Here is a 24860-nt window from a genome sequence, read left to right as displayed (position 1 = left end):
TGCCTGGAATACCGAGATCGAGCGCGACAGGACCGATGCCGTGGCGTCGGTTTTCCTAGTTGACGAGATCGAGAATCCCAAGCGAATTCCGCTCTGAAATGGCGCTTGCGGCGGATAGGCGCACCAGCACCACTGATACGATCGCGGCGCCGTTGAGGCCTCAATCCGGGCTGCCGGCAAAGCGGGCGGCTAACTTTCTCTTTCGGAACTCCTCGGTAACGAAATCCACGAAAGCGCGGGTCTTTGCGGGCAGGAGCGAACGGGTCGCGTAGTAAAGCGAGATTGGCCCGGCATCGGCGTACCAGTGCGGAACGAGACGGACGAGCTCGCCGCTGTCGAGGTAGGGCAGCGCGTCAGGTTTAGCGATCAACGTCACGCCGAGACCGAGCACCGCGGCGCGGCACATGGCAGCCGGATCGTTGACGACGATCTTTTCCTGAAGCTCGGCCGCCACCTCCTCGCCGGCGGCATTGCGCATCAGCCAGCGGCGAATACGGCCGGTATGCATCGAGCGCATCACGATGCCGTCGAGGCCCGCCAAGCCGGCTGGATCGGCAGGTGGCGTGCGGCTCTGCATGTAGGAGGGGGAGGCGACTGCGATCAGATGCGCGGGGGCAAGCGTGCGGGCGATAACGCCCGGCGTCAGCTCGAAGCCGCCGCCGATCGCCGCGTCATAACCTTCCGCGATCAGATCGACCGGACGGTTCTCGAAGGTCCATTCCGGCCGGATGTGAGGATAACGCGCGATGAAGTCCGGCAGCAGCGGCAAAAGATAAGCGATACCAAAAGTCGGGCTCAGGCTAACCTTCAGGATGCCGGAAGGCTCACCACGATCTGTGGAAATATCCGCGATCGCATCCTGCAGACGCTCCAGGTGGTCGCGGATTGCAAAAAGGAAGCGCTCGCCGGCTTCCGTCAATGTCAGTTTGCGAGTGCTGCGCTGGAAAAGCCGGACGCCGATATTGGTTTCGAGTGTTGCGACATTCCGGCTGACCGCGGCCGGTGTAATCGTCAGCCGGCGCGCCGCAGCCGAGAAGCTGCCGAGTTCGGCGCTGCGCACGAAGGACTCAAGATTCGCAAGCGTTTCCATCGCTTATTTTCAATCCTTGTTGAAGCGATCACGAACTCTTGGGTTGTAACACAAGACTCCGATTTTTGAGGAGAGCCAAAAAGGCGGACTTAAGCTATATAAATCCTAGGTATTTCTTGCTCATTCGTGCTTTCGGCGCTATTTGCATATTAGAGGACAGCAGGGCGCGCGGAGCCCTGTAGGGCAGTCGATAATGTTAACAAAAAAAGGCAAATATGGATTGAAGGCACTGGTCGATCTGGCGCGTCTCGCTCCAGGTGAAACCGCCTTCATCAACGATGTCGCCGCGCGCAACAATATCCCCAAAAAGTTTCTCGACGCGATCCTTCTGGAACTGCGCAATGTCGGCATCCTGCGCTCGAAGAAAGGGCCTGGCGGCGGATATTCGCTGTCGCGGCCCGCATCGGAAATTCGCATCGGTCATGTCATCCGCACGCTCGATGGCCCGCTTGCTCCCATTCGCTGCGCCAGCCGTACGGCATACGAAGCCTGCGACGACTGTTCGGATCCGGAAACCTGCCACGTCCGCAGGTCGATGACCGAGGTGCGGGATGCGATCGCCGATATTCTCGACAGCATGACGCTCGAACAATTCGTCGCAAAGGGCGGCAAAGTTGAAGGCCACGACGACGAAAAGGTCCCGGTTTCCGCCGCGAGTTGATCAGCGATTCTTCCGCAAGTGGTGGGTCGCGGCGCGGCGATGAAGGACATCGAGTGGGGTTCCCAAAGCTCGGATGCGAGCGTTTCGCCAGTGACGATCGAGGTTGAGGCCGATGCTCGCGGTATTTTTCCCGGCCAGTTCGAAAACCAGGCTTGAGGCATTCAACGCTAGTTCGCTCGCTACGGCCCGCGCGGCGGTCGCGGAGAAGTAGGCATCTTCGGCAGCCTGGCCAACGATGTTGATCTGGGCCATGTCGAGCTGGCGGCCGGCCCTTTCGAGAAGAGCGGATGCAGCCTCTGCGCTGATCGCCAGTTTGCCGACGTCACTTTCCTGCGTGGTGCTGACACCCGACGAAAGAACCGCGCGCGCGATCCCCAGATCGACAGCGGCATGCAGCAGTTCGCCGATCGCCGAGGGTGTTTTCGCAGCAGGAGCGATCGCATCCGCATTGACATGCACCTCGTTGGCAACGATCGCGGCCGTGCCATTGGTGCGCTGGCCAAAGCCGTCCCAATCATCGACCAGTTGAAGGCCGTCGCTGTCGCGTGGCACGTAGAGCGTGCTCTGATCACTTCGGATCGCGATCCAATCGACGAAGAGGACGGCAGGAGAAGATGTGCTGCGACCGTTCAGTCGGTGTCCGAGATCATTGGCGCTGGTTGCTGCGGTGTCTGGAAATGAAGCCGCTGCAAGGCGATCGCCGGCAAGTACGCGAGCGAAAAGCAAGCGCTTCAGCTCTTCGCTCGCGTGCTGCCGCAACCCTTCGAGCACGGTAAAGTGGACTTCGAGAAATTCACCGATCGAGGGGTCGCCTTCGGCGATAATCGCAACGATTTCGGCGAGCAGCGAATTGGTGACGTCCAGCCCCTCATATTCGGCAGGGACGGAGAGGGCGGCAAGGCCGGATTGCGAGAGCGCATCGATTTCCTGGTAAGGCAGGATGCGGTTGATGTCCCGCTCGCTCGCTTGCTGTTGAAAGGCGGCGGCAAGGCTGCGGGCCGTATTGATCGCCTCTTCCTCGCTTTCGATGCGCTGTGCAACCGGCCTCGTACGGTCGTGAAATTGCGATACGGTTCCCATCGGTCGGTCTCGTGTTCAGAGATGACAGGAGTGGAGGATTGCCGCCGGAATGATAAGGCCGGCTTTTCTACAAAATTAGTATGGTTTGAATTTTCTTACCAGGTTAAGAGGAAAGGCCACGCTCAACTCCTCACAAACCTGGCATTTCGCACCGCAGCAGCTTTCAGCCGTGCGCGGAATTGATTATGGCTCATGCGTCAGTACCCGCCAAGAGGTTTCCCATAATGCTATCGTCTGCCCGGCAACGCCTTCAGCTCGATTGCGGCGATATGCCTATTTATGCCATCGGGGACATTCACGGGCGTCATGACCTGCTGCAGATGGCCGAACACACGATTGTCAAGGATGCGGCGCGTCTGCCGGGCCGCAAGCTCATCATCGCACTTGGCGACTACATTGATCGCGGTCCCTCGTCGGCGCAGGTGATCTCGCATCTGATGTCGCCGCCGCCGGAGAATTTCGACCGCATCTGTCTGACCGGCAATCATGAAATGATGATGCTCGACTATATCGACGGGAATCTTTCATTTTCCGAATGGATGCGCATGGGCGCCGACGCGCTGCTGCGCTCCTACGGTCTCGATGCCGAGCATCTGCCGCTGATCTTTCCGACGGCTGCGAAACTCGACGGCTTCATCCGGCAGTCGTTGCCGCGCCAGCATATCGATTTCATGCGGGCAATGCCGATCCTGGTCGATACGCAGGACGCGTTGTTCGTGCATGCCGGGATCGACCCCGCCTTCACGCTCTCCGAACAGACGGACGAGGATCTCGTCTTCATCCGCGACCGCTTCTTCAACAGCAGCAGCTTGCTACCGAAGCTCGTCGTTCATGGCCATACGCCGGGTGACGAACCGGAGGTGCAGCCGAAGCGGCTCAATCTTGATACGCGTGCATTCAAAAGCGGAAGGCTGACCGTCGCCCGCCTGTGGCGGGGACGGGTTCACCTCTTTTCGACCTGATCAGGCCTCAGCAGCCTGGCGCTTCTGCGGAACTTCTTCCGTGTAGTAGCTGACATATTTGTGGTGGTAGCGTTCCGTGCCGCCGAAATTGCTGAACTTGCCGAGTTCGGCCATATCCGTCTTGTTGAGGATGACGCCGAGGATCTTCTGCTTGATCTGCGGTTCGGCATTCACGATGTCGCGGACGATGCTCGTCGGTGTCTGGCCCCATTCGGTCACGAACAGGAAGCCATCCACCTGCGGTGCAAAGGCCTTGGCGTCGACGACCGGGCCGAGCGGCGCAAGGTCGACTACAATGTAGTCGAACATCTTCCGGGCATTTTCCATCAGGTTGAACATGCCTTGCGAGGCAAGAAGTTCGCTGGTGTGCATCAGGTGGTCGTTCGTGACGACCGGCAGGATCGCAAGCTTGGTGCGACTGTCGACCTTGACGGCGCTTGCCCACGGCACCTCACCGAGGACTGCTTCCACAAGACCCTGCTGCGGCGGTGACTTCAGCATCTGCGTCAGGCCTGGATTGCGAAGGTCGGCGTCGATCAGCAAAGTGCGCTTGCCGCTGGACGCGAGCAGGGCTGCGAAGTTCGCCGCTGTGGTCGACTTGCCTTCGCCGGGCAGGGCGGAGACGACGCCGATGACACGATCGCTCTTGCCCTGGAACATGACGTCGCTCGCAAGCTTGGCATTGCGCAGCGTTTCGGCAAAGACCGAGCGGGGCGCTTCGAGAACAATACGCATGATGCGTTCGAAGCTTGCGCCATCATCCGGTGCCTCGGCGGTCTGAGGGAGCGGATCCTTACGCGGCTGGAAGACCTTGCGTTCGCGCGGCGGCTTTCCGACCAGCGGCAGATAGCCGAGGAACTTCAGGCCCAAGATGCTGCGCACATCGCCCTCGACACGGAAGAAGCGTTCGCGGAATTCCTGGAACGCGGTCAGCGCACCGCCGGCCATCAGGCCGAGAACGATGGCGAGACCGAGCGTCATCGTTTTCTTCGGGCTCGACGGCGACGTGGGGATACCCGCTTCGGAAATCACGCGTGCCTTCGCGATGGGGAAGGACTGCTGCTGCGAAGCCTCTTCGTAACGGCCGAGATAGGATTCGTAGAGTGTCTTCAAGGCGGTTGCCCGCTGCTCGAGATCGTTGAGCTGTACGATCGACTTGTCCGATTCCGAATTTTTGCCGGTCAGATGCCGGATGTTTTCGCGCAGCGACTGTTCACGCGATTGAGCAACCTCAAACTCGTTGCGATAGCTGGAGGTGAGCTGCTTGAGTTCCTGGAAGATCTGACGTGTCAGGTCTTCCTTCTCACCGCGAAGCTGCACCGCTTGCGGATGGTCGGCGCCGTAGTTGGTGGTGATCTCCTGCTCGCGGCGGCTGACCGACAGATAACGCGTGCGAAGGTCCTGGATGACGGAGTTATCCGTTTGGCCGGAGGAGATTGCGGCGTTGTTGACCGCCGCTTCCGGGCCTTGATCGACGATCGACTTGAACTGGTTGTAGCGAGCCGAGGCGCTTGCGGTATCGGCCTGTGCGACGATGAGCTGCTTGTTGAGGTCGGCAAGCTGCTGGTCAGACATAAGCTCGCCGTTTGCCGAAGTCAGGCCATTCGCGGCCTTGAAATTCGCGACGTCGAGCGCCGCCTGCTGCGAACGGTTGCGGAGATCGGTAAGGCGTTCCTGCAACCAGACCGAGGCGCGTTCGGTTGCGTCGAAATTCGCGTTGAGCTGGTCGTTCAGATAAGCGTCGGCATATGCCTTGGTGATCCTTGCAGCCAGCATCCTATCGGTCGAGCGATAGGAGACCGCGATAACGGAGCTGCGGGAAACGCGCTCCACCCCCAGTGCCTGCTGCAGCATGGCTGCGGCTTTCTGGCGGCGGCCGTTAAGGGCATCTGCTTCGGAGACCGGCGGGCCGCCCGGTGTCAGGGCACTGGCAATAAGCTTTATGCCGGACTTCACGAGGTCGACCGGCGACTGGCCGGCGTCGAGGACTGTGTCGTTATCCGCGAGCTTCTGAGAGTCGACGACCCGCAGCGCGAGTTCGCTCGATTTCAGAATTTCGACGGCACTGGCGATCTGCGTATCCATCTGCTGGGCGTTGGCGGCCGGCGGCTGATCCTCGGCATATTTGGTCATGCTGTCGTCGAGCAGGATTTGCGTCATCGACGTATAGACGGGTGTCGCAAGAAACAGATAGACGGCAGCGAGAGCCACGAACGCAACGACGCAAAGCACGATCGAGCCTTTGCGGCGCAAGAGGATCGCGATCAGCCGATCGATATCGATGAAGCTGTCGGAATCGTCGCCCGCTTTCGGTACGGCGCTGTGCAGGGTCAGGTTTCGTTGATTCATGAGCTCATCCTTTGGGCGAACGCGGTGCGCCGCCGAACGTTGGAATGTCTGTCTTTTGTCCGGCGAGATTGCGGAATGCCGCCGCCATTCTGTTGAGGCGTGCGGCGATCGGCATCTTGAGGTGGCGAAGGGCAGCAGGATCGCGCCATGCCACCCTGATCGCGCCGGAGATCGATCTGTTTTTGATGTTTTCCACCAGGATCAGGAACGACGCCGCCCGTCGCAGACTCTGTGCCCGGAATTTCTGTGCAGCCATGGCATCCGCATCGAGGGTGTGTTTCCCGAGAAAGACCCTGTCTCCCTCCACCATCGCCTCGATATGCCGGAGTTCCAGCACCCGCGAGATGGAGCCCTCGCGGATATTGTAGTTATAGCCGGGGATCGGCTCGATGACGCAGCGCGCACCGAGCGCCAGCGCCGAAGCGAGGAAAACATAATCCTCGCCGATCCGCAGGTTCTCGTCGAAGCGTAGCGCATGCTTCTCGATGAAGGTGCGCTCGAAAACAGGCTTCAGATAACCAAAATTATGTGTCGTTTCGAAAAGCGCGTTGGAGCGAATGAAGTCGGGCAGCGTCAATTCCGGCATGGCCGCCAGAGCGCTTTCGGCAAACATCGTTTCCGGGGGCGAGCCATCGGCGCGGATCACCCGAAGATTATCGACCGCAATCTGTGCACCTGAGCCTTCGGCAAGGGCGATCAGTCGCGCAAGCCGGCCCGGCTCGATGGTGTCGTCGGAATCGAGCACGGCAATCCAGCGGCCGCTCGCCGTGGCTATGGCGGCATTGCGTGCTACGGCCGGCCCGCCATTCTTCTCAAGCGTCAGCAGCCGGACGTTTTTATCCGCGTAACCTCGCGCCACCTCGCCGGTTTCATCGGTCGAGCAGTCGTCAGCAACGATGACCTCGACGGTCACGCCGGTCTGCGCCAGCGCACTGTCGATCGCTTTCGCGAGCGTTTCGGCTGCATTGTAGGCAGCCATGATGAAGCTGATGTCCGGCGGCGCTTTCGTCATGCAGTCCCCTCCGCCGCGCCGTATTGGCGGATCTCGCGCACACCTAGCAGGCCGCTGACGACACCGAGGTGCATCATGCCGCGAAGCGCGTAGCGATAACGCGGGACCGGAACGAGGATGCAGACGAAGGCGACGCCGAGGCAATAACCGGCCTTTGCCGTCGCAAGACCGATCTGCTTCAGACGGTTGAGGCCCTTGTGCTTCTCCTGCAGCAGCCGGCCGTGCGTCTGGCCGAAGCGGAAGCGGCGCTTCGCAAGCCACGAAAGCTCCGCCCGGTTTTCCGGTACCGATTCATAGACGTGCGCTTCGGGGGCATAGGCAATGCGCCCGCCATCCCGGTGCATGTGGCTGAAGAACTCGGTGTCTTCGCCGCCCGTCTTTCCGAGTGCCAGGTTGAAGCGGCGGTTCTTGACATGCGGCGAGCCGAGGCGAAGCAGCACATTGCAGGTGTAGCCGGTGCGGATTTCGCCGCCGACCCAGACCGGCAGGGTCGAATGAAAATCGCCTTCCCGCATCCAGCTTGGCGCCGTCTGGGAGTAGACGCTGCGGACCGGTCCAAGGACGGCGTCTGCTTCCGTCTTCTCAGCCGCACTCAGCAATTCGACAAGCCAGTTTTCCGAGGCATCCTCGTCATCGTCGATGAAGGCCAGGAAGTCGCCGGTCGCGTTTTCGAGACAGGCATTGCGGGCGATCGAAATGTTTGACGCCGGGCAGTGCACATAGGCGATTACGTGCGGGACCCTTGAGCGGAGAGCGTCAACGCGCTCTCGTGCGCTCGGCGTCGCGTCATTGTCGGCAACGATGATGCGCAGTTTTACGTTTTCGGGAACCGCAAGACCGGCAAGCGAAAGCAGCGCCTCATCCAATGAGGCGCGGCGATAGGTGCAAACGCCGATATCGATCTGCATGCGTTGGTCCTTCATCAGGAAGCCTTGCGGTTGCGGAAGCTTAGAAGCTCCATCCAAAAACCTGCCGACCAGGCGAAATGCATCACCATGGCCGAGAGTGCGGCAAGCGGGCCGTACGGGTTGCGCTGGCCGACGGCCATCCAGAAGCCGTAGCCGACGCAGGCGACCGCCCAGAGGCTGAATGGTATGACGGCGATCCAATTCAGCACGGCCAGGAACGCGCCGATAAACAGCGGCACTACGGCAAGCGGCAACATCTGACGAAGCTTCGGCATGCTGCCGTGCTTGAGGATGTTCTTCGCGCGGCCCCGACCATAGCCAAGATATTGGCGGAAAAGCGTCCGGACCGTTGATCTTGGGTAATAGATCATCCGCGTCTTGTCGGTCATCCAGATACCGAACCCAGCCTTTTTCAGGCGGTAATCCAGTTCCGCGTCCTCATTATGGCTAAATGTCTCATCGTATCCGCCGACGGACTCGAAGGCTGCGATGCGCATCAGCGCATGGTGGCCATGATCGGCCCAATGGCCCTTGGCACCCTCGCGGTGCTTGGAGCCGCCATTGCCAAGCTTGGAGTTCTGCGCGAAGGCCGTTGCCTTCTGGAAAATGCCGTGTCCAATCGTCTCCATCGCGACGACGACCGAATCCGCCTGGACCAGCTCGGCTTCTTCGACAAGCCGCTGGCAATAATCCTCCGGATAGTCGCCGTGGGCGTCGATCCGGATCAGGTATTCGTAGTCGCGTCCAAAGGTTTTGACCGCCAGGTTGACGGCCGCGCTTTGAATCCGGCGGGGGTTGTCGAGAAGGATGACGCGGGGGTCGGCTTCGCTGATCCGCGCGACGATGTCACGGGTGCCGTCGGTGCTGCCGCCGTCGGCGACGACGATGCGGGCATTCAATTGATCGAGGGCCGGCCCCAGTCTCTCGATCAGGGGGCCAATGTGCTTTTCTTCATTCAGGCAGGGGATGACGATAAGGCTGGCGACGCTGGAACAAACATCAGTCTTCATTGCAGTCAAACCCTCTTGAGCTGCGGTTGCGGGAGCATAGGAAGCGGTGGACGCCTCTGCGGCGGAGGATACAAGGCGGGACAAGTTATCGACCAAGGCGCGGCAATCGCTGCGATCGGCGAACCAGCTTCTGCGATCCTCGGCTGCGACGGCCGCCGCAAGGGCGCCGTAACGTTCGCCGGTGAGGCCGTCGAAGAGCGCCTCGAGGCTTTCAGGAGAGGCGTCGTGCAGCGTCAGGCCAATGTCCTTGGCGGAGAGGAAGCGGGCTGTTTCGGTGCCGGCGAGCGTGATCGGCACGCTTGCGTAAAGGCAGCCTTCGTAGAGCCGGTTGGGAAGCAGCCAGTTGGAATTGAGACCCTCCTCGAAGAAGTCGATGGCCCAGGAGAAATGGACGTCGCCGTAGATCGCTGAGAGATCTTCCGGGTTCTTGTACGGCCCCTCGAAGCTCAGATAGGGCTCGTTGGCGACAAAGGTGTCGAAATCCTCGAACTCGGAATAGGCGGGCCGGCCGCGCAGCACGATGTTGACGCGACCATCCATGCAGCGGGAGAAATCGGCAAGCAGTTTTAGTGACTTGCGGCAACGGAGCGCCCCGAACCAACCGATCTTCCAGGGCTCGCCGTCCTGCGGCGGCAAGCGGAACGGCTTGGCTTCCGGCATCCCGTCCAGCGCGAGCACCTTGTTTTCGACAAGCATGATCGGCGCCTTGAGAGCAGAGCGCGGAACGAAGTAGTTGGCGATAAAGGCCGGCGAACTGGTCAGGATCAGTTTGGCGTCGCGTCCGAAATGGGCTTCCGCACGGCGGATGGCCTTGCCGGCTACACCGTCGCTCACGAGAAGGCGATGGATGTCGAGGCATTCGTAAACGACGGGCACGCCGCCGAAGAGCCGGCTTGCGCGGTCAGCGACGGCGAGCGATTCCAGATTGCGCCCGATAATCACGTGAGGGCGCTCGACGCCCCTGAGCAGGCGGCGCAGTCCGGCAACGGCCTTTGCGACGGCGGCCATGCGCTGGCCGAATCTGCTGTCGGCGGTCCGCCCGAGCTCGATCGGCGTAAGGCCATCGACGGCGGCGAGGGCATTCTCACCGCGCCGGAAGCCGGCCAGCGTCACCGCCGCGCCGCCCTCCCTCAGCATCAGCACGCGGCGGCGCACAGCCGGATCGGCAAGGTCGTGCGCCAGGTAGAGGACTTTAAGCATCAATACTCCTTTGCGTAGACCGGAATTCACCGGAGTCCGTTCGGTTGGTGCTGTGCAGTGTCTTGGCAGGTTCTGCACGCTCAGTTGAGCGTGCAGGCGATCGAACCCTGGAACTGGCATTTATCGCCGGGCGCCGTGTAGGCGAACCGGTCGATTTCCATCGTCGTGGGTTGTGTGTAGGCAAACTTGCCCATCCAGTTCGCCAGCGTGTCCGATCCCCAGAGGCTGAAGAAAATCTTCTGCGGGCTCTGAGGGATCTTGGATGGATCGGTGACCTCCTGAACGAGTTTGCCGTTCAGGTAATAGCGAAGCCGGGCCGGCTCCCAGACAAAGGCATAGTCGTTGAAACCCTGGTCGGCAGCCTGGCCGACCGGCACGAGCTTTTCGTTACCGCCCTTCGCCTTGATGTACTGGTTCAGCTGAACGGTCGACGTGTCCTTGCCAAGCACTTCGAAATCGATTTCATCGTGCTGCTGTTTGTCGGCCGGGCCGATATAGGTGAAGAAGGCGGAGTTCAGGCCCGGGCCGGTTGCCGCCTTGATCCGCGCTTCATAGGTGCCGTAGCTGAAGCGCTTCTTCGTCTGGATCTCGCCGCAGAGATAATTCCGGTCCTTGGACTTACCCTCCGTGAAGCCTAGGCCCAGCATGCCGCCCTCAGCTTTCACCTCGTTCTTCGACCAGGTGCAGTTCTGGTGAGCGCCATTGTTCCAGCCGTCGGATACGAACCAGACGCTGCGATCGATCTTGTCGAAATCGTCGACGAAGGATTTGCCCGTTGCCTGCTGGGCATGGGCGGGAAGGGCGCCCAGAAACAGGGCGCCGATTGTCAAGCTTTGGCAAAGCAGTCGCGCATGGGCGATTTTAGCCGTCATGTGTCACCTTTGCTGTGGAATGAATTCTGCCGGGATTTCCCGGCGCGAAGCGGGCGAAGACCCTTTCTTCGACCGGCCACCGGTCAGTACGGCGTAGAGACGCGGAGCGGTGTTGCGGACGAGGTTGTTGGAAACCGCAAGCACCGGGAAGAGAACCAGTAGCGAGCCGCAGAAGAAGAGCGGATAGAAATCGATCCCCATCTTTCCCCAGACCATCCAAAGAAAGACGAGCAGCGGATAATGGGCGCAGAAGATCCAGAAGCTCAGGCTCCCGGTTTTCGAAAGACGCTGGCCCAGACGGGTTTTGATGAGCAGGGCAGACAACATCCAGAAACCCGCAGCTCCGCCGATCGCCAGGGCGTTGCGGGAAAGTTCGACCCACGAGGGCATCAATGGACCGGTCGTGTAGATCGCAGTGGCAAGCAGCGCTGAGGCGATAAAGAGAACCGCGACGCCGAGCGGGGCGAAGCGATCAAGCGCCTTGATGTCGAGCTTGTAGAGGCTTGCATAGATGCCGAACGTGAAGCTGAAGAGAATCGAGCGCTTGATCACGATGTAGAGCGACAATTCCGGAATGAGCGCGAGAAGCAGCAGCGCCGACAGCGTCAGCAGCGGAACGCGACGGATGAGCCAGGCAAGCAGCGGCGAAAGCAGGATGCAGACGAAGAGGTCGCGCAGGAAATAGAGCGGGATGTTTGCCGGGAAATCCTCGAGCGCGAACAGCTGGCTGAGAAGCCCACGGACCGATGCTGTCCAAGGACTGATGACGTAGCCATCGCCGATGCCGACACTCAGCATTGCCAGCACGGCGATGAAGAATGCCGTATTCCAGAGGAGAAATGGCAGGAAAACGGTTTGCGCCTTCGTTCGCACGGTCTTCAAGTAATCGAACCCCTCCATGCCGCCACGAAACAGCAGATAGCCGGAAATGGCGCTGAGGCAGGGAACCCCAACACGGAAGAGCGCTTCGCTCAGGAACACCCGCAGCCAGTCGAAGAAACCGTAGTTTCCGTTGAACGGCGTGTTGGCAGGATCAAATGGTATATGGACGAACACGATGCCCGAAATGAGCACGATGCGCATCAGGTTGATCCGAGAGGATATGTTTGTGTCTACGTTCACGTTATCAGTCACCCCTATTCGGCCGCACCTCCCCTTACGGCCGTTTCAACGAGACAGACTCCAGCCCGCGATCCAAAAGCTAGAGTGTTTTCACGGAAGAAAATATGGCGCTGCAGCAAAAATGATCGGGTGTCCCGTCTTGACACAGCCGAGGAAGCTCCGCATCGGCAGCCGGTTTTGTCGCGCACCGGCTTAGAGAAGCGGCTGAACGCCCCATACGACAATGTATTTCGGAATATGATAATAAAGCAGGATTGGGCCGGGCCTGGAGCACGCGTGCAAGAAAAGTTTTTCGCGCTTGGTGAAAGATGTCAGCGGTTTCCGGGGCCACGCAGTCCCGAATTGCGGCGAGAATGTGATTTTTGATATCCTTGGTGCGCCTTTTCAGCACATGCCTCTCTCGAGGCCAAACTATTGGGCTTTGACAAATTTCGGCCCGAATGACCTTCATCATTTCGCACTGCAGCAACTTGTTCGGTGCAGCTCTCGGCTCTATGTGCTCGATCACCGGACGGTCCTTCAGGAGAAAGAATGGCGACCTTCACGATCATCATCCCCTTCTACCAGCGCGAAGACGGCATCCTTCGCCGCGCATTGGCTTCGGTCTTTGCGCAGAGCTTTCAGGACTTCGATGTGATCGTTGTCGATGACCAGTCACCCTATGCGGCCGAAGACGAATTGAAGCCGCTCACCCAAGACCAGCGGGCGCGGATTACGATCGTCAAGCAGCTGAATGCAGGCCCGGGCGGAGCGCGCAATACCGGCCTGGACAACGTTCCGGCCGCTACGCGCTTCGCAGCCTTTCTGGATTCCGATGATCTCTGGACGCCGGCGCATCTGCAAAATGCCCATGATGCCCTGCAGAAGTTCGATGCCGACTGTTACTGGGCGTCAATCCACGGCGGCGAAGAGTTCGATTACCATTTCGGGATCGCCGATCTGGAGAGGAGCGAAAAGGCGTTGCGCCTTTCCGACCATCCGCTGCTGCTCGAGATTCCGGACCTTGCAGGCGTGATGCTGAAGAACTGGGCCTTCCTGCACATGTCATGCATGGTCATCGGCCGGCCGCTGATCGAGAAGGTTCGCTTCGACGCGGCACTTCGGCTCGCGGCGGAAGACGTTCTGTTTTTCTGCGACTGCATGCTCGCGGCGCGGCGGATCGTTCTTTGCGGGGAGGCGGGTGCGCTTCGCGGGGAGGGGATCAACATTTTCCACGGCGTCGACAACGCCTCGCCGGAGTTCCTCAAGCAGCAGTTCATAACCTGGATGGCGCTCGACCGGCTCGAAAGCCGTTTCTCCAAGCGTCCGCAGGAAATCGAAACGATCAAGGCCTACAAGAGCCGGGCACGGAAACAGGCGCTCTGGAGCCAGGCCGGCCTTGTGCGCAGGCGACGGATGCCGGACTTCCGGCTGCTGGCACGATGGGCCTGGCGCGATCCGGCCTTGCTCACGAGCGTGCTTCAGCTCGCCGGCGGAAAACTTTCGAAATAGACAGGCTTACTCCGCAGGCGACGGCAAAAGATATCTGAGGCCACCGGCTCCCTTGGTCGCGATGTCGACGCCGCCGGGGCTGCGGAAGCGTTCCGTCTTGTCCATGAAGATGCCGCCGGCGATTGCGGGGATGGCCAGGGGATGGGTCAGGGCATAGCCCAGGGCTGCACCGGCGCCGGACTGCTTCTTCACATCGAGGAAGTGGCGAAGCTCGTATTTGCCGCGAACGTGGCTCTCGTGCCGGCGCACGGCTGCGGCGGCTTCTGAAGACAGCTTGCAATTGGTCAGAATCGCCTGGTCCGCTTCATAGAGCCTGCGGATATCTTCCGTCCGGTGGCTTCCGCTCAAGGAGTTGCCTCGCACGACGGCGCCATACCCGCAGCTATGGATCACCTTGTAGCGTGCGCCGTTAGCCAGCGCGCGGACGTAGAGATCGTAGTCCTCGCCGAGGCGCATCTCCTCGCGATAGCGCAGCTTGTAAGCATCAAGAAACGCACGCCGCATGACCGGCTTCAGGAAGCCGATTTCCCCGCGCCGCACCCCGCGCTTCGAGATATTGCCCTCGACAAAGCTCACCAAGTCAAGAAACAGCGGACGATCGGGGAAATGGTCGAGTTGCTGCGGCGCGCGCGTGACAGTCTCGGCTTCCACGAAAGCGATGTTATCGGCCACCAGATCCCAATCGTCTTCCGCAAGCATCCGGCTGAAGCGGCCTTCGAAGAAGAAGTCGTCGGCATCGAGAATGCTGATCAGCGGCGCGGAGGAGACCTCGATCGCATGGTTGCGGGCGGCGGACGGACCCCTGTTCTTCTCGAACGAGACGACATTCAAGCGATTGCTGCCGTCATCGGCAGTCCTGGCGACATCGGCCGTTCCATCGGTGGATCCGTCGTCGATCACGACGACTTCGGCCACTTGCTTTTCCCGCAAGGCCGAAGCGATCGCCATACCGATCGTATCGGCCGCGTTCTTGGCGGCAATGATTACGCATATGCTTGCCGTAGCCGTCTCAACCACGTCGTACCCTCCGTTGTTTCGCGCAACAGTTAGGACGTCGCCGCTTCGACGGCAATGCAAAAGACCTTCAAAAGATATTACGAGGCCCGGGGCGTCACGTGCCGGAAGCGTGCTTTCACTGGTTGAAAGGCTCGGAACTTTTGAACGGCGTAACGACAAGCGTTTCCTTGTCGTCGCGAGCCGGCGACATCACCGCAGTCCCCTTGGCGTTACGCGCCTTGCTTTCTTTCCAGACGAGGAAAAGCACGCCGCCAAAGTAGCCGATCTGCAAAAGTACCGCGCTGATTGCTGTGTCGGTCAGCGTATCGACGAGAGAACCGTTTAGGTAATAGGTCGCAATCGCAAAGACCGCCAAAGCGCCGAGCATGCTGACGAAAACACGAGGTGCGTACATAATCCTGCCTCCCCTAAGGAGGTCGTTCAATGAACATTCATTGAATTCGGGCTGCCTCCCTGGGACCCTTTACTTTGTATATTTTAGATAGCCTGTGGTTTCAACCGAACAGAAGCATTCTTTCGTTATCCGTTGCTCGTTTTCTACAGTATTCGGATTAAGGTTTCGTTCCGGCCTTGGATAAAATCGGCGAATGCTCGTTAAGGATTAACTCCGGCCTCCTTCCTTGCGCTCATCCTACCTGAGATTGCGGAAAATTTGGCGTTGCACCTTGTGCGAAGCGCCATATTTCCACATGGTGACTAACGCAGGAGAGGTCAATGCGTTCAACTTTTATTACAAAGTTTTCATCTAAAACGATTTGAGTGTGCGGCGCAAAATCCATGGTGCGTCGCAATAAAATCGGCAATAAGGCAATATAGTTGACCTATTCCCAGTAGTGCCGGGGCTGCATAACCAAATTCGGCGGCAAATCGGCAGAAGGGGTTATTCTTCAATCTTTTTGCGCCGCAAAGCAAACACCAAGATCTTTAGTGCCGCGCAACGAGACTATTCGAAAACATTGCAGGCTCTGCATCTGCACTTAAGTGATGGCTCATAAACGAAAAAGCGCTTGCGGCGCTCCAAAAACGGCCCGTTACACAATCGCCATGAAATTGTGGCTTAAAAAAACAAAATCGGCCCATACACTCCGAACTCGTCAACGCCAGCCTATCGGCCTTGGCATACCGACCAAACGGCAAACATAAGTGGAGTTAACTCTATGAAGTCTGCGACGAGATCGGACAGTACGCCATTCTTTGGCGTGGTTCATGCGAATGTCTTTCCGCCGACCGGCGGGATAATCAAGCGAGCATTCGATATCTCAGCTGCCGCGCTCGGGCTCATTTTCCTGAGCCCGGTGTTTCTAATGGTGATGCTGCTCGTAAAGCTCTCCGACAGGGGACCAGCTTTCTACGGACATCGCCGTATCGGCCACAACGGCCAGGAGTTTCGTTGCCTGAAGTTCCGAACCATGGTCGTCGATGGCGACAAGGTTCTGCAGGAGCATCTGCGCAACAATCCGAAGGCAATGGAAGAGTGGCGTTCAACGCGCAAGCTTCAGGACGATCCGCGGGTCACCGCTGTCGGAAGCGTGCTGCGCAAGCTCAGCCTTGATGAACTGCCGCAACTCATCAACATCCTTCGCGGCGAAATGAGCGTCGTCGGGCCGCGGCCGGTGGTGCATGACGAACTGGAACTCTATGAGTCTTCCGCCGTCTACTATCTTCAGGCTCGCCCTGGGCTTACCGGCCTTTGGCAGATCAGCGGACGTAATGACGTGTCCTATGCCACGCGCGTTGCTTTCGACACCCACTATGTCGAAAACTGGTCGCTCACCCGCGACGTTATGATCATTGCCCGGACGATCCCCGCCGTCTGCATGCAGCGCGGCAGCTACTGAGAACGCCGCTTCCAAATACACCAGTGACGTACGGTATAGCTTTTGGCTTGCCGTGCCGATTTATGGGAAAGACTGAATGAGAGAAATCCTGTTACGCCGTAACCTGCTTGGAAACTCCTTTATGACTGGCCTCGCTTTCGTTGCGGGGTTTGGCATATTGGTCGGCTCTTCTAGCTTTGCAAAGGCTGATGACTACAAGCTGGGCACGATGGACAAGTTGCGCATCCGCGTTGCCGAATGGCAGACGGCGGAAGGATCGATCCGCGACTGGTCGGTGGTCAGCGGCGACTATACGGTCGGCCCCGCAGGCAATCTCTCGCTTCCGTTCGTAGGCGACCTCCCAGCCTCCGGAAAGACGGCGGATGCGATCGCGCAGGAGATCGGTGTCGCGCTGCAGAAGCAGTTCGGCCTGAAGGACCGGCCCTCCGCATCCGTCGAACTTGCCGAATTCCGGCCCGTCTTCCTGACAGGCGACGTCGACAAGCCGGGCGAATATCCTTTCGCACCGAATCTCACCGTCGTGAAGGCTGTCAGCCTCGCCGGCGGGCTTCACCGCGCAGACGCCGGCCAGCGCTTTGCCCGCGATTTCATCAACGCCAAGGGTGATGCAGTCGTCTACACGACGGAAAAGAATCGCCTGCTCGCCCGCAAGGCACGGCTGCAGGCCGAGATCGCCGGCCAGGAGACGATCGACATGCCGAAGGAGCTGAAGGATCTGCCGGAGGCAAAGGCGCTGCTTGCCAGCGAAACAGCATTGATGTCGACGCGCAAGAAGCGGCTCACGCTGCAGCTCCAGGGGCTCGAGGACTTGAGATCTCTGCTGCAAGCCGAAATTGAGTCTCTCGCCAAGAAGACAGAGACGCAGACACGCCAGCTCGAGCTTGCCAAGGAAGACCGCGATAAAGTGGAAAACCTTGCCGAGAAGGGGCTTGCGCTCAGCGCCCGCAAGATGGCATCCGAACAGCGCGCAGCCGATATCGAGGCCACTCTTCTCGACATCGACACCAATTCGCTGCAGGCCAAGCAGGACATCAACAAGGCCAATCAGGACGAGATTACGCTCCGCAACGACTGGGACGCCACGCTGGCGCAGGAACTGCAGGACACCGAAAGCGATCTGGATACGCACAACCTGAAGCTTGCGACCAGCGATGCGCTGATGTCGGAAGCTCTGGCGCAATCGAATGATGCCGCACGGTTCGACCCGGACAATAGTGCCAGCATCAGCTACTCGATCGTGCGGGAAGTCGACGGCCAGTCGAAGGAAATTCCGGTGCAGGAAAACACCGCACTGCAGCCCGGCGACCTGATCAAGGTCACCGCCGGGGTCGCAATGAGATAGCGGAGACCCGCATGCGGATCGCCAAATCGGTGCTGATAAAACCAGCTGAGAACGAAATCTACGCCATTCCGGCGGTAGCGCTTTCGCTCTTCTGCTTCGCCTATTCGCTCCGTTTCGGACAGCCGGCGATCCTGCTTTACTATGCGTTGTGGTTGCCGCTCATCGCAGTCGATTATCGTAAGGTGCTGGGCAGCTACAGCCGGTTCATCTGGATTTTTGCCTTTGCCGGTTTCGCATTTCTTTCCGTCTTCTGGTCGCAGGTCCCGAGCGTCTCGATGCGGGCGAGCATCCAATTACTGACACAGGTGGCCTGCGCGCTGATCGCCGTTCGCGTGGTCGACGTCCGGACCCTGACGCTTGGGATGGTGGCAGGCACTGCCATTGTGCTCCTTTATTCGATCCTCTTCGGCTTCTACGAATATGACCCGATCGACGGGACCTACAGTTTCGTCGGTGCTTTCGCGTCCAAGAACCAGCTTGCCTTCTACGCATCCCTGGGCATCATTTTCGCATATGCCGCCGTCTTCATCTACGGCGAACGCCGTCTGTGGATGATAGCCTCCGTCATCGCCGGCCTTATGTCCGCCTATTGCCTGCACGCCGCGCAATCCGCGACCTCGGTCATCACGACGGCAGCTATCGTCGCCCTGCTGATTGGCTTACGCGTCGTGCTCATGCTGTCGCCGGATAATCGTAAACTACTGGTCGTCGGTGGCGGGGTTGCGGCAATCGTGCTCGCCGTCGCGGGTGTCTATCTCGGTGCCGTCGATGCGGTCCTCGGCCTTTTCGGCAAGGATTCGACCCTGACCGGGCGTACCTATCTGTGGCAGCAGGGTATTGCCGCAGCGACGCAACACCCGGCCTTCGGTGTCGGCTACCAGGCTTATTGGGTGCAAGGTTTTTCCGAGCCGGAGCGGCTATGGAAGGAATTCTTTATCGGCTCGAGAAGCGGCTTCCATTTTCATAACACCTACATCGAGACGGCAGTCGAACTCGGCCTGACCGGTGTGCTCATTCTGGCCGCCACAATCATCGCAACGCTGTGGGGGCATCTGCGCCGGCTGCTGGAGGATGTGCGCAACGATGAATCCTATCTGCTGTTCGGCATCATCGTGCTGCTTCTGTTCCGCTCGTTCGTGGAAATCGATATTCTGACACCTTATAACGTCGGTACGTTCCTTCTTTACTTCACCGCGGGAAAACTTGTCGGCGCGCGACAACGTTCGGCGATGGCCGCCCTGCGACGTTATCAATCCGTTTCGCCTGTCAATTCCTGATCATCTGCATCTACGCCGCGGGAGCGGAGTAAACGGGGAAATGCATGAAGACCCTCTACGGGATCCAGTATTTGCGTGCCTTCGCGGCACTTGCCGTCGTCGTTTTTCATGCGGCGGAGAGAAGTAGCGAGCATTTCGTCATCGGCGCTGCCGGCGTCGATGTCTTCTTCGTCATCAGCGGATTCATCATGTGGGTGATCAGCGAGCGCAAGCCGTTGACGCCGCAGCGCTTCCTGCTCGACCGAGTCCGCCGCATCGCCCCCTCATATTGGCTCGTGACCATGATCATGATCGCCGGCGCACTGGCAGGGCTGTTTCCAAACCTGCGGCTTGCTGCCGGCCACGTCCTGGGTTCGCTCTTCTTCATTCCTGTGCATTCGCCGAGCACGGGCGAGATTTGGCCAGTCCTGGTTCAGGGCTGGACGCTGCAATTCGAGATGTTCTTCTATGTCGTTTTTGCCGGTGCGTTGTTCCTGCCGCGCCAGTGGCGGCTGCTCTTTCTCGCAGCGGCGTTCGGGCTTTTCGTCGTCATCGGCGCGATCTGGCATCCGTCCTCGCCGATGCTCGCCACCTACACCCGCCCGATCATCCTGGAATTCCTGGGCGGTGTATTCATCGCCGAACTGTGGCTGCGCCGCTGGATCGCGGGTCACAGCCTCGGGCTCGCCTTCGTCGGCGCAGCACTCTGCGGCTTTGCGGTGATCTATCTGAGCGGAGCGGAATTCGACGAGTTCATCTGCGGCCCGCTGGCGATGGCGCTGGTGTACGGGATGGTGTCGCTGGAGGCGGACGGCAGCATCGGCCGCGTGCCGGTGCTCACCTATTTCGGCGACGCTTCCTACTCCATCTACCTCTGGCACACGCTGGCGGTGTCGGTTGTCATCAAGGCCTCCGGACTTGCCGGGATCCCTGATACTCTTACCGTGGTTGCGGCCACTTGCGCGGGAACGCTCCTGGGAGTCGCCGCCTACGAGATGATCGAAAAGCCGATGCGCAAGCTGCTGTCGGGCGACACGTTCAAGCGCCGCCCGCTCGAACGTCCTTCGTAGTCTCAGCGTCCAGTTCATCGACAGACGCTTGCTCCGCAACCGCCGTCTTACGCCAGCGGGCGCGCAGCACGACGTAAAAGACCGGAGTCAGGAACAGGCCAAAAAGCGTGACGCCGAGCATGCCGGAGAAGACGGCCGTGCCAAGCGCCTGGCGCATCTCCGCGCCTGGGCCTGTTGCGATCATCAGCGGCACGACGCCGAAGATGAAGGCGAATGCCGTCATCAGAATGGGGCGAAGGCGCAAATGGCTGGCTTCAATCGCCGCTTCCACCGGCGTCTTGCCTCCCTCTTCCGCCTGTCTCGCGAATTCCACGATCAGGATTGCGTTCTTCGCCGCAAGTCCGATCAGCACGATGAGGCCGATCTGCGTCAGGATGTTGTTGTCCATGCCGCGGAAATGGACGCCAAGCAGGGCCGCGAGAATGGCGAGCGGCACGATCAGGATGATGGCGAGCGGCAGCACCCAGCTTTCATACTGGGCGGCCAGTGCCAGGAATACGAAGATGACCGACAGCGCGAAGATATAGATCGCGGTGTTGCCGGTGCCGCGCTCTTGGAAGGCGAGCTCGGTCCAGTTGAACGTCGTTCCGGGGGGCAGTACCGAGGCTGCGATCTTCTCCATGCTATCGAGGGCGGTGCCGGTCGACACACCCGGCGCCGGATTGCCCTGCAGCGGTACCGAGACATACATATTGTAGTGCTGGACGAGCGCCGGCCCGCTCCTGTCCTGAACTTCGATGAGCGTTCCCAGCGGCACCAGCGCGCCGGTCGCCGAACGGACCTTCAGGGCAAGGATATCGTCCCGTTCGAGGCGGAATTCCTGGTCGGCCTGCGCTCGCACCTGATAAACCCTGCCGAAAGCATTGAAGTCGTTGACATAGGACGTGCCGAGGTTGATCGAGAGCGTATCGAATATGTTCGAGATCGGGACGTTCAGCATACGGGCCTTGTCGCGATCGATATTGAGGAAGAATTGCGGGCTGGATACAGAGAAGGTGGTGAAGACGCCTGTCAGCCCCGGCGTCTGGTTGGCGGTGCCCATCATCTGATAGGCAAGGGCCAGAACCCGCCGCATGTCGCCGCTTTCGAGGTCCATCAACTGCATTTTGAAGCCCCCGGAATTGCCAATACCCCTGACGGAGGGGGGCGGGATGGCAATGATGAAGGCTTCCTGGATGCCCTGCAGGTTCTGGTAGAGCTGACCGATGATCCGGCCGGCGCTCAGACCCTGCTCAAGCCTGTGTTCGAACGTGTCAAAGGGTGCGAAGACAACGCCTTGATTGGACGCGTTGGTGAAGGTGGCACCGCTGAAGCCTGCAAAGGCCACCGAGTGAGAGACGCCAGGCGTTTTGCCGATGATTTCCGCCGCCTGCTGCACGACGGCGTCGGTTCGGTTGAGCGAGGCGCCCTCGGGCAATTGAATGACGACGATTGCGTAGCCCTGGTCCATGTTAGGGATAAAGCCGCTTGGGACGATTCGGCCCATGTAGTAGGTCGACGCCAGCAGTGCCGCAAATACCAGCAGCGCACAAAACACGGCGGTCCTTGTCCCAACGATGTGGCGAACAAGCCATGAGTAGCCGTGGCTCATCCGGTCGAAGCCGCGATTGAAGCCGTTGGCGAGGCCGCGGCCCAGTCGCGTGAGCGGATTTCGCGTCTCTTTCGCATGTTCTTCGTGCGGCCGCAGCACGAGCGCGGCGATCGCTGGCGACAATGTCAGCGAGTTGATCGCCGAAATCGCCGTTGCGACCGAGATCGTCACCGCGAACTGCCGGTAAAACTGGCCGGTAATGCCGGGGATGAAGGTTGTCGGGACGAAGACGGCGATGAGGACAAGGGAAATGGCGATGACCGCCGTTCCGACCTCGTCCATGGTGACATGCGCCGCTTCCCTCGGCGTCATGCCCTTGGCCAAGTTTCGTTCGACGTTCTCGACGACGACGATCGCATCGTCCACCACGATGCCGATGGCGAGCACGAGCCCGAAGAGCGTCAGCATGTTGAGCGAGAAGCCGAACGCGAGCAGCAAAGCGAAAGTGCCGATCAGCGACACGGGGATCGCCACGATGGGGATGATGGCCGTGCGCCAGGATTGCAGAAAGACCAGCACGACAATTGCGACCAGCAGGGCTGCTTCGAAAATGGTCTTGTAGACCTCTGATATGGACTCCGAAATGAACTCGGTCGGATTGTAGACGATGTTATAAGCCAGCCCCGGAGGAAAGTCCTTGGCGAGCCGTTCCATGGCCGCCTTGATTTCGGCGGCGCCAGCCAGCGCATTCGTGCCTGGACGTGAGAAGATGCCGAGCGCCACCGCCGGCTTGCCGTCGAGGTAGCTGTTGGTGACGTATTGCTTGGCGCCGAGTTCGATGCGGGCAACGTCTTGCAATTGTACGAGGCGGCCGTCCGCTGTCGCTTTCACGATGACGTAGCGGAACTGCCGCGCATCGGAGAACCGGCCCTGCGTCGTCACGGTGTATTGGAATGCATTTGTGCCGGCCGCCGGCGGGCCGCCGATCGAGCCGCCGGAAACCTGCACGTTCTGCTCGCGCAAGGCAGCCACCACATCGTTCGGGGTCATGCTATAGGACGCCAGCCTCTGCGGATCGAGCCAGATGCGCAGGGCATACTCGCGCTCGCCGAAGATGGTGAGATCGCCGACGCCGTCAAGGCGCACGAGCACATCGCGGATGCGGCTACGGGCATAGTTCGAGACGTAAAGCTGATCGTAGCGGCTGTTTGGAGAGAGGATGTGCACGACCATCATAAGATCGGGCGAACTCTTCGTGGTGGTGACCCCGGTGCGGCGAACCTCCTCGGGCAGCCGCGGTTCGGCGATTGCTACGCGGTTTTGGACGAGAACCTGTGCCTGATCCAGGTCGGTGCCGAGCTTGAAGGTGATCGTCAGGGACATCGACCCGTCGTCTGTCGCATAGGAGGACATGTAGAGCATGTTCTCGACGCCGTTGATCTCTTGTTCGATCGGCGTTGCGACCGTGTCGGCGACGGTCTGGGCGTCGGCGCCGGGATAGTTGGTGCGCACGACGATGGTGGGCGGTGCTATTTCGGGAAACTGCGCCACCGGCAGCTGGAAATAGGCGAGACCGCCGAGAATGAGCAGAACTATGGAGAGAACGGACGCGAAGATCGGCCGGTCCACGAAGAAGTGCGCAAACCTCATTGGGCCAGCTCCATGCTTGCAGCTTCCGGCGGGATATCCTCGCGGCTCTGCGGCAGTTCTGTCATCTGCGGCGTGACCTTGCTGCCCGGGCGGGCGCGCATCAGGCCGTTGACGACGATCGTCTCGTTGCCGTCCATGCCTTCGCGGATGGCGCGGTAGCCGTAAAGCCGCGGACCAGTTCGGACCGGTTTCGTCGAAATGGTGCCGTCTTTGCCGACGACATAGACGACGCGCTGGTTCTGGTCGGAGCCGATTGCGTCGTCCGGCACGAGAATGGCCCTATAGACGTTCGACGCCTCCACTTGCACCCGGCCGAAGAGACCGGGCTGAAGCACGAATTTCGGATTGTCAAAGCGGGCGCGGACCCGCATCGTGCCGGTCTGGCTATCGACCCGGTTCTCGGCGAAGTCGAGTTTGCCTGTGAACGGCTTATCGTTGGAATCCGTGATGCGGACCTTAACTTCGAGACCGCCGCCACCCTGCTGAAGCTCGCTGCCGCGTTCACGCGCAGTCTGCGCGAAGTTCAGGAGCCGGCGTTCATCGACGTCAAAATAGAAATCGATCGGGTCGAGTGAAACGATGGTCGTCAAAACCGATTGATCGGCCTGAACGAGATTGCCCACGGAAATCAGCCGGCGGTCGATGCGGCCGCTGATCGGGGCGGTAATCGTCGTATATTCCAGATCGAGCTTTGCGCGGTCGGCCGTTGCTTGAGCGCCTCGGAGATTGGCTTGAGCGGAATCCCATTGGCTGCGACGTTCTTCGAGCAAGGAAATCGACTGGCTGCCGCTGGTCGAGAGCGATGCCGTTCGCTTGTACTGCGCATCGGCATACGTCAGCGTCGATTTCGCCACTTCCAGCGCAGCATTCGCTTGGTTCAGGGCAGTGATGAACGGCCGCTGGTCGATGACGAACAGCAGGTCGCCTTTCTTGACCAGAGAGCCGTCGGTGAAGTGCACCTCCTGCAGGTAGCCGCCGACGCGCGATCGCACGGAGACCTCGTCGACGGGCTCGAAGCGGCCGATGAATTCGTCATTATCGACCACGTCCCGGACGACGGGCTTGGCGACCGTGACGGACGGGGGAGCCGGAGGGGCTTGCTGTGCCATTGCAACGATCGGCGCAAGCGCTGCAAAGCCAACAAATGTCAGGATGTTACGAAAAGAGTAAGGCATAGCAACCCCCGCTGCTGGGCGGCCGTTATACCGCCGATCTTACACTGTAACGATGCGATTCATATCTGCTGATTTGGAACCCGGTTTCCCGTGCTCGTCTTCCTGTCTCGTCACGCGGCTGGTCGCCGCGCCTGGTTTTTCGAAGAGGCAGAGGTTCGTCCCGGGCAAACCTCTGGCATAGGAATATAGACGCCAGTGGACGAAAATTGCAAACGCCAACCGCT

Annotated in this window: 19 protein-coding genes and 1 pseudogene; 7 read left to right on the top strand and 13 right to left on the bottom strand. The window is 59.8% G+C overall.

Annotated elements, in window-relative coordinates; genetic code table 11:
* Window positions 1–160 precede the first annotated feature (160 nt).
* Complete coding sequence (locus tag ACPYOI_RS10170) at window positions 161–1090, bottom strand: LysR substrate-binding domain-containing protein (protein WP_481417447.1); 930 nt, start codon at window positions 1088–1090, stop codon at window positions 161–163.
* Window positions 1091–1283: 193 nt separating this feature from the next.
* Here ACPYOI_RS10170 and ACPYOI_RS10165 point away from each other — a divergent pair, with 193 nt between their 5' ends.
* The gene (locus tag ACPYOI_RS10165) at window positions 1284–1751 is read left to right on the top strand and encodes an RrF2 family transcriptional regulator (protein WP_168832440.1); all 468 of its coding nucleotides are present in this window, start codon (window positions 1284–1286) and stop codon (window positions 1749–1751) included.
* Here ACPYOI_RS10165 and ACPYOI_RS10160 read toward each other — a convergent pair whose 3' ends face one another.
* On the bottom strand, window positions 1752–2831 hold the full coding sequence (locus ACPYOI_RS10160) for an acyl-CoA dehydrogenase family protein (RefSeq protein WP_481417446.1): 1080 nt from the start codon (window positions 2829–2831) through the stop codon (window positions 1752–1754).
* Between the two features lie 224 nt (window positions 2832–3055).
* On the opposite strand from ACPYOI_RS10160, the gene ACPYOI_RS10155 reads away from it, so the two are divergent.
* On the top strand, window positions 3056–3793 hold the full coding sequence (locus tag ACPYOI_RS10155) for a metallophosphoesterase (RefSeq protein ID WP_481417445.1): 738 nt from the start codon (window positions 3056–3058) through the stop codon (window positions 3791–3793).
* Here the strand turns inward: ACPYOI_RS10155 and ACPYOI_RS10150 are convergent, their stop codons facing one another.
* The 7 genes and pseudogenes from ACPYOI_RS10150 to ACPYOI_RS10120 all read right to left on the bottom strand — a co-directional run bounded on the left by ACPYOI_RS10150 (window position 3794) and on the right by ACPYOI_RS10120 (window position 12227).
* Window positions 3794–6142: a polysaccharide biosynthesis tyrosine autokinase gene (locus ACPYOI_RS10150; protein WP_481417444.1), complete on the bottom strand. Its 2349-nt coding sequence runs from the start codon at window positions 6140–6142 to the stop codon at window positions 3794–3796.
* Between the two features lie 4 nt (window positions 6143–6146).
* Window positions 6147–7154: a glycosyltransferase family 2 protein gene (locus ACPYOI_RS10145; protein WP_481417443.1), complete on the bottom strand. Its 1008-nt coding sequence runs from the start codon at window positions 7152–7154 to the stop codon at window positions 6147–6149.
* The gene (locus ACPYOI_RS10140) at window positions 7151–8062 is read right to left on the bottom strand and encodes a glycosyltransferase family 2 protein (protein ID WP_481417442.1); all 912 of its coding nucleotides are present in this window, start codon (window positions 8060–8062) and stop codon (window positions 7151–7153) included. Before ACPYOI_RS10140 ends, ACPYOI_RS10145 begins: the two co-directional genes overlap by 4 nt.
* A gap of 14 nt (window positions 8063–8076) precedes the next feature.
* Window positions 8077–9072, bottom strand: a complete 996-nt coding sequence (locus ACPYOI_RS10135) for a glycosyltransferase family 2 protein (protein ID WP_481417461.1) — start codon at window positions 9070–9072, stop codon at window positions 8077–8079.
* Window positions 9073–9102: 30 nt separating this feature from the next.
* A pseudogene (locus ACPYOI_RS10130) lies at window positions 9103–10272 on the bottom strand (glycosyltransferase family protein); the annotation flags it as partial.
* Between the two features lie 80 nt (window positions 10273–10352).
* Complete coding sequence (exoK, locus tag ACPYOI_RS10125; RefSeq protein WP_168832447.1) at window positions 10353–11144, bottom strand: endo-1,3-1,4-beta-glycanase ExoK; 792 nt, start codon at window positions 11142–11144, stop codon at window positions 10353–10355.
* A gap of 3 nt (window positions 11145–11147) precedes the next feature.
* On the bottom strand, window positions 11148–12227 hold the full coding sequence (locus tag ACPYOI_RS10120) for an acyltransferase family protein (RefSeq protein WP_481422845.1): 1080 nt from the start codon (window positions 12225–12227) through the stop codon (window positions 11148–11150).
* A gap of 570 nt (window positions 12228–12797) precedes the next feature.
* On the opposite strand from ACPYOI_RS10120, the gene ACPYOI_RS10115 reads away from it, so the two are divergent.
* Window positions 12798–13757 carry a glycosyltransferase family 2 protein gene (locus ACPYOI_RS10115; RefSeq protein WP_481417440.1) on the top strand — a complete coding sequence of 320 codons (960 nt, stop codon included), beginning with the start codon at window positions 12798–12800 and terminating at the stop codon, window positions 13755–13757.
* Between the two features lie 6 nt (window positions 13758–13763).
* Here the strand turns inward: ACPYOI_RS10115 and ACPYOI_RS10110 are convergent, their stop codons facing one another.
* Complete coding sequence (locus ACPYOI_RS10110) at window positions 13764–14774, bottom strand: glycosyltransferase family 2 protein (RefSeq protein WP_481417439.1); 1011 nt, start codon at window positions 14772–14774, stop codon at window positions 13764–13766.
* A gap of 115 nt (window positions 14775–14889) precedes the next feature.
* Complete coding sequence (locus tag ACPYOI_RS10105) at window positions 14890–15168, bottom strand: exopolysaccharide production repressor protein (RefSeq protein ID WP_481417438.1); 279 nt, start codon at window positions 15166–15168, stop codon at window positions 14890–14892.
* Between the two features lie 763 nt (window positions 15169–15931).
* Between ACPYOI_RS10105 and ACPYOI_RS10100 the strand changes: the two genes are divergently transcribed.
* The 4 genes from ACPYOI_RS10100 (at window position 15932) to ACPYOI_RS10085 (ending at window position 20280) form a co-directional block, all read left to right on the top strand.
* Entirely contained in the window at window positions 15932–16612 is a 681-nt protein-coding gene (locus ACPYOI_RS10100; protein ID WP_481417437.1) for a sugar transferase, read from the top strand.
* Window positions 16613–16733: 121 nt separating this feature from the next.
* On the top strand, window positions 16734–17954 hold the full coding sequence (locus tag ACPYOI_RS10095) for a polysaccharide biosynthesis/export family protein (protein ID WP_481417436.1): 1221 nt from the start codon (window positions 16734–16736) through the stop codon (window positions 17952–17954).
* Window positions 17955–17965: 11 nt separating this feature from the next.
* Window positions 17966–19231, top strand: a complete 1266-nt coding sequence (locus ACPYOI_RS10090; protein ID WP_481417435.1) for an O-antigen ligase family protein — start codon at window positions 17966–17968, stop codon at window positions 19229–19231.
* Window positions 19232–19275: 44 nt separating this feature from the next.
* Window positions 19276–20280, top strand: a complete 1005-nt coding sequence (locus tag ACPYOI_RS10085; protein ID WP_481417434.1) for an acyltransferase family protein — start codon at window positions 19276–19278, stop codon at window positions 20278–20280.
* Here the strand turns inward: ACPYOI_RS10085 and ACPYOI_RS10080 are convergent.
* On the bottom strand, window positions 20249–23461 hold the full coding sequence (locus ACPYOI_RS10080) for an efflux RND transporter permease subunit (protein WP_481417433.1): 3213 nt from the start codon (window positions 23459–23461) through the stop codon (window positions 20249–20251). The two genes, ACPYOI_RS10085 and ACPYOI_RS10080, sit on opposite strands and share 32 nt — an antisense overlap.
* A complete protein-coding gene (locus ACPYOI_RS10075; protein WP_168832457.1) occupies window positions 23458–24636 on the bottom strand; it encodes an efflux RND transporter periplasmic adaptor subunit in 1179 nt (392 codons plus the stop codon). The genes ACPYOI_RS10080 and ACPYOI_RS10075 overlap by 4 nt, the downstream gene beginning before the upstream one ends.
* Window positions 24637–24860: the final 224 nt, after the last annotated feature.

The organism is Rhizobium sp. SVR5-2C, from assembly GCF_056755115.1.
The sequence above is the reverse complement of the archived record's forward strand: the minus strand, read 5'-3'. Positions and strand labels throughout refer to the sequence as shown.